The organism is Desmonostoc vinosum, assembly GCF_059505385.1.
This window is the reverse complement of the sequence record NZ_JCACKM010000225.1, coordinates 1-6,597: the sequence shown is the minus strand read 5'-3', so window position 1 is coordinate 6,597 and position 6,597 is coordinate 1. Positions and strand designations below refer to the sequence as shown.

3 protein-coding genes are annotated in these 6,597 nt (G+C 42.2%); all 3 read left to right on the top strand.

Annotated features, from left to right (window positions below; translation table 11 throughout):
- Positions 1 to 1,364, top strand: a 1,364-nt coding sequence (locus AC5JMF_RS25995) for a beta-ketoacyl [acyl carrier protein] synthase domain-containing protein (protein ID WP_495798596.1), incomplete at its 5' end; no start/stop codon positions are given.
- Positions 1,361 to 4,789 (top strand): PfaB family protein, encoded by a 3,429-nt coding sequence (locus tag AC5JMF_RS25990; RefSeq protein WP_495798595.1) that lies wholly within the window; start codon positions 1,361 to 1,363, stop codon positions 4,787 to 4,789. The genes AC5JMF_RS25995 and AC5JMF_RS25990, both read left to right, overlap by 4 nt.
- A gap of 161 nt (positions 4,790 to 4,950) precedes the next feature.
- A partial coding sequence (locus AC5JMF_RS25985) for a PfaD family polyunsaturated fatty acid/polyketide biosynthesis protein (protein WP_495798594.1) occupies positions 4,951 to 6,597 on the top strand: 1,647 nt, incomplete at its 3' end.

Here is a 6,597-nt window from a genome sequence, read left to right as displayed (position 1 = left end):
TGGAAAAAATAGCAATCATTGGGTTATCGTGTCTATTTCCCGACGCCAACAATCCCGAACAATTCTGGCAGAATCTATCGGCACAAAAAGACTCCACATCATCTGAAACAGCTGATTCACTGGGAGTAGACCCCAAAATCTTTTACCAACCCGAAAAAGGACAACCAGAAAAAATCTATTTTCTCAAAGGTGGATTCATCCGCAACTTCCAATTTAACGCCAGCGAATATAACCTCCCCACAGATTTTGTAGACAGCTTAGATAACACCTTCAAATGGTCACTCTACGCCGCTAAACAAGCAATTTTGCATAGTGGTTATTGGGGAAACGAAACAATACTTTCCAAATGTGGCGTGATTTTAGGAACTCTATCATTACCCACAAAACTATCCAATCAATTGTTTGCCCCAATATATCAACAAACAATTGAACCAGCAATCCAAGAGTTATTACAAAACCAAGACTTCCACCTCGCAACCCTACCAACAGCCACTAAATCCTCCCCCTACAACGCGATGATTTCCGGCTTCCCCGCCGCCCTCATCGCCAAAGCCTTCGGTTTATCGGGCAATCACTTCTGTATCGATGCTGCATGTTCCTCATCATTTTATGCCATCAAATTAGCATCGCATTACCTACAATCAGGCAAAGCCGATGTGATGTTAGCCGGTGCAATTAGTTGTTCCGACCCATTGTTTTTACGCATGTTATTTTCCGGGATTCAAGGCTATCCCGACAACAATATCAGTCGCCCCCTAGATAAATCATCTCGTGGTCTAGTCACTGCCGAAGGTATCGGTATGGTGATGCTCAAACGTCATAGTGATGCTGTTCGAGATGGTGACAAGATTCTCGCCACTATTTGTGGTAATGGTCTCTCTAACGATGGCAGAGGTAAACATTTACTTAGCCCCAACTCCACCGGGCAAGTTATCGCTTTTGAACGTGCTTACGCCGAAGCACAACTCAATCCTCAAGCTATCGATTATATGGAATGCCATGCAACTGGCACATTATTGGGAGACACCACCGAATTTAACTCTATAGAATCTTTCTTTGGTCAACACCAAGCATCACCTCTTGTCGGTTCTGCGAAAGCTAATGTGGGTCATTTATTAGTCGCTGCTGGCATGGTTAGTCTCACAAAAGCCATCTTAAGTATGTCTAGTGGTGTGATTCCACCAACGATGAATGTAACTCAACCCATCGGCGATTCTCAGAGTGTGATTAATGCCAAAAATCTGGTCACTACTAACACAACTTGGCCCAACAAATCCACAACTAAATATGCAGCTTTAAGTGCTTTTGGCTTTGGTGGAACTAACTCACATTTGATTTTGGAAAAAGGGGATATGGGAGTATGAGTAAAATCGCTATTGTGGGGATGGACGCCTTTTTTGGTGAATGTAATGGTTTAGATGCTTTTGAAAGTAGTATCTATGATGGCAAACAACATTTTATTCCTCTACCAGAGAAAAGATGGTTGGGAATTGATACCCAATCAGATTTACTCAAACAGTATGGTTTGCCATCAGGCAAACCACCATTGGGGGCATATATCAAAGATTTTGATGTCGATACTTTTGCTTACAAAATCCCTCCCAATGAGTTAGAGAAGCTAAATCCCCAACAATTATTGCTGTTGAAGGTTTGCGATCGCGCCCTCAAAGATGCCAAAATATCACCTAATGGGAATGTGGCAGTCATCATCGCTGCCGAAACGGAGTTTTCTGTCCACCAGCTACAACAAAGATGGAGTTTGTCTTGGCAGGTCAAAGACGGGTTGAATGGGGCAGAAATCGCTTTACCTGCTGAAAAAATCACACAACTCGAAACGATAGTCAAAGATAGTGTTCACCATCAGGTGGAAATTGGTGAGTATCTCAGCTATATCGCTAATATCATGGCGAGTCGAATTTCTTCGTTGTGGAATTTTAATGGCCCGGCGTTGACGATGACTGCGGGTGAAACTAGTGTGTTTAAGGCGCTGGAGGTGGCACAAATGCTACTGGCAACCCAAGAAGTGGATGCGGTAGTGGTGGGTGCTGTAGATTTGGCTGGCGGTGTTGAGAATGTCTTGCTGCGAAATCAATGGGCGACGGTAAATACTGGTGTAGCGACACTAGGTTATGACCAGGGATGCAATGGTTGGACTGTGGGTGAGGGTGCTGGTGCTGTGGTGTTGAAGCGTCATGATGTTGCCCAAGCTGGGGGTGATAATATCTATGCGGTGATTGATGCTGTGGCTTTGGGAAGTGCTGATGCTTTGGTTGTGGATGCTGTGACTATAAATCAAGTCTGCAATCGGGCGTTTGTGGAGGCGGGAATTCAAGCGAGCGATGTTGACTATTTGGAGGTGTCTGGTAGTGGCATTCCCAAAGAAGATGAGGCAGAAATTGCTGGGTTATTGCAGGCTTATCCTCCGGTGGGGGATGGTTTGCATTGTGCGATGGGGAGTGTGAAGGCGAATATTGGTCATACTTATGTGGCTGCGGGGATGGCTAGTTTGATTAAGACGGCTTTGTGTCTTTATCACAGGTATATTCCGGCGACTCCGAATTGGTCTGGTGTTAAGACTCCTGTTGTTTGGGAAGGTAGTCCTTTTTATGTGGCGATGGAGTCGAGACCTTGGTTTGTTGATAAGGAGGGGACGCGGCGAATTGCGGCTGTTAATGGTATGGGATGTGATGGTAGTTATGCCCATTTGATTTTATCGGAGTCGTCTATTCATCAAGAACGTCAAAGTCGATATTTGCAACAAGTTCCTTTTTATTTGTTGCCTGTTGTGGTGGAGTCGCAGGCGCATTTACAAGAGGTTTTAAATCATCTGCAAAAATCTGTTGAAGCAAGTTCTTGTTTATCGACTACTGCAAGTCAAATCTTTGCTAATTTTCAACAGTATTCCCAAAGTCCACAACGAGGGGATGAAAATACTTCTTCTCCCCACTCCCCACTCCCCACTCCCCACTCCCCACTCCCCACTCCCCACTCCCCACTCCCTACTCCCCACTCCCCACTCCCCACTCCCCACTCCCAAACCTACACTTTATCGATTACAGGACGTCACAAAAAAGAGTTACTCAAGGAGATTGAATCTGCCCGTAAGGGGATTAATAATGCTTGGGAGCAGGGTAAAGATTGGCAAACGCCAAGTGGCAGTTATTTCTCACCGAAACCTTTGGGTAAATATGGGTCTGTTGCTTATGTTTATCCGGCGGCTGTTAATTCTTATGTTGGTATTGGTCAAAATCTCTTTCGTTTGTTTCCGAAAGTTTATGATGACACAATATTTAATAGTCTTGCTAGTCGTGCTACCTATATTCATCAACGACTTTATCCGCGCAGTTTGCCAAAATTAACTACTAGACAATTAGAAAATCTGGAAAAGGAATTGTTAGATGATTCTCTAGCAATGTTTGAAACGGAAATTGCTTATTCTCGACTGATTACTACTATTATTCGAGATGATTTTCAAGTCAAACCTCAATGTGTGTTTGGCTATAGCTTGGGCGAAACTAGTATGATGTCAGCCCAAGGAGTTTGGAGTAATTTTCACGGTGGTAGTAATACTCTCAATTCCAGTCCTTTATTTGGAGATAGATTATCGGGTAGAAAAAATGCTGTGCGTGAGTATTGGGGCTTAACTGGTGCGTTAGATTTACCAGACAATCATGTTTGGGTTACTTATGTTCTCATGGCGACGCCATCGCAAGTTAGGGAATGTATCAAGCATGAACAGCGCGTTTATTTAACTCAGATTAATACACCGGAAGAGGTTTTAATTGCTGGGGAACCAGCCGCTTGTCAGCGAGTGATTCAAATTCTTGGTTGTAATGCTTTTGCTGCTCCTTTTGACCATGTGATTCATTGTGAAACGATGCGTTCAGAGTATAAGGAGTTGGTGAAACTTAATACTTTGCCTGCTCAGGATATGACTGGTGTGGTTTTTTATTCAGCTGCTGAGTATCAACCAATTGTAGTTGAAAGTGATGCGATCGCTCACAATATCGCTACGGGTTTGTGTCAACAACTCGATTTTCCTAAATTAGTTAATCGTGTTTATGCTGATGGTGTGAAAATCTTTATTGAAGCTGGTGCTGGTAGTGCTTGTTCTCGATGGATTAATAAGATTTTGGCATCTAATGAACACATTACTGTTTCTCTCAATCGCAGGGGTATGGATGACCATACTGCTATTGTTAAGGCATTGGCGAAGTTAGTTAGCCATCAAGTGAATGTGGATTTATCACTGTTGTATGTTCCACTGGCTACTCCTGCTAATCCCGCAACTCTTAGAACTGTCACTTTGGGCGGTAATTCGATTGTTGCTAGTATTTTGAGTGAACAAAATCGTCAGCTTTTTCAAGATGTTGTTCCCAACTCTCGACGCGATATGCCCTCTACACTTCCTAATCATATCGCTGAAGCAGAATGTAATTCTCATCACATTTTACCATCTCCTACTTTCTCACAATTCTCCATGAAATCTATCATTAATCACGCTTTTGAAATCCCAGAAAAATTACAATCTTCTGAGTTAGAAACAACTAAACAGCCAATTGCTTCATCTATCTTATCTTTACCTACGCCAACACCAGAAATTGAACGCCCCATTAACATGCTTGCTTTAAATCAGTCTCAGTATCAAAAGCTCAACGCTAACAACTCAAAAATCACTAAAGCTCACACCACTTTTTTACAAGCTAGACATAATTTTAGTCAGCAAATGAGTGAAATTATTGAATTGCAATTAGCTTGTGCCCAAAATCTTCTAAACGAAGAATCCTAAACCAAATGAGACAGTTATCAGTTTCATTGCTTGGATTTAAATCTCCTATCAATTGATGGAAAACTTTGGTGGCACTTCTTTATCCCCCACCATAAGCCTGATAACTGTTTGCTGTTCACTGATTTAATCATTCATCGCTTACAATCTGAGGGATAATTACCGTGACAACGATAGAGACGGTATTCAATCAACACAATAATGGCTTAAGCTTTTCTGCTTATTCTCCTACTCCTAGCCAAGTATGGAAAGGTTGTTTGGAATCGATATCTTTTGAGCAATCAGTTATCAAAAACAAACTCTTAACATTAGATAAACCTTGTTACATCGTCAAGGTGGCTGGCAAAATTGGTGTGACTCACGAAGGCTATTTATCTGTTGCAGAACATTGTACACCTGCAACCATCGAACTACTGACTTTTGTCCCACCTATCCAACTTCACCAATTAGGAGACCCCAGCTTTCTCGATTTTCATGGTGTGAAATATGCCTATGCTACCGGTGCCATGGCTGGTGGTATCGCTTCGGAAGAAATGGTCATTGCCCTTGGTAAAGCCCAGATTTTAAGTTCTTTTGGTGCTGGTGGTTTAAGTCTAGAACGTTTAGAATCTGCGATTAATCGTATTCAACAAGCTTTACCTTACGGCCCTTATGCTTTTAATTTAATTCACAGTCCCAATGAACCTGCAATTGAACGCCGTGCTGTTGATTTGTATCTCAAATATGGCGTCAGAACTGTTGAAGCTTCTGCTTTTCTCGATTTGACTCCCAATATTGTTTATTATCGCGTTGCGGGGTTGAGTTTGAATGATGCTAATCAAATTCAAATCCAAAATAAGGTGATGGCGAAAATTTCCCGGCGCGAAGTTGCTAGTAAGTTTTTGCAACCACCACCAGCTAAAATTCTCAAGGAACTTGAGCAACAAGGGCTAATTACGCACCTGCAAGCAACTATTGCAGCTCAAGTTCCTATGGCTGATGATATTACTGTGGAAGCTGATTCTGGGGGTCATACTGATAATCGTCCTTTGGTTTGTTTGTTGCCTTCAATTATTGCTTTACGCGATGAAATTCAACAACAATATCATTACAAAACACCCGTTAGAGTTGGCGTTGCTGGTGGGATTGCTACACCACAATCGGCTTTGGCTGCTTTGATGATGGGTGCTGCTTATGTAATGACTGGTTCGATTAATCAAGCTTGTGTGGAATCTGGTGCTTGTGAATATACTAAGCAATTATTAGCTCAAGCACAGATGGCTGATGTGATGATGGCCCCTGCTGCTGATATGTTTGAAATGGGTGTGAAGTTACAAGTTCTTAAACGCGGTACTTTGTTTGGGATGCGGGCACAAAAGTTGTATGAGTTGTACCGCACTTATGAGTCAATTGATGAAATTCCAGTTCTAGAAAGAGAGAAGTTAGAAAAGCAAATTTTTCGTAAGAGTCTTGCTGAGGTTTGGGAGGGAACTGCTGCTTATTTATCTCAAAAAAATCCCGAAAAGTTGGGTAAGGCTGTTAATAATCCTAAGTTAAAAATGGCTTTGATTTTTCGCTGGTATTTAGGCTTATCTTCTCGTTGGTCTAGTGCTGGGGAGAAAGGTCGAGAGGTTGATTATCAAATTTGGTGTGGCCCGGCAATGGGTAGTTTTAATGATTGGGTACGCGGTTCTTATTTGGCTGAACCACATAATCGTCATGTTGTTGATGTTGCTTACCAAATTCTGACTGGTGCTGCTTTTTTATATCGCATCCAAACTTTAAAAATTCAGGGTCTGCAATTTCCTAATTATTACACTCAATTTCATCCA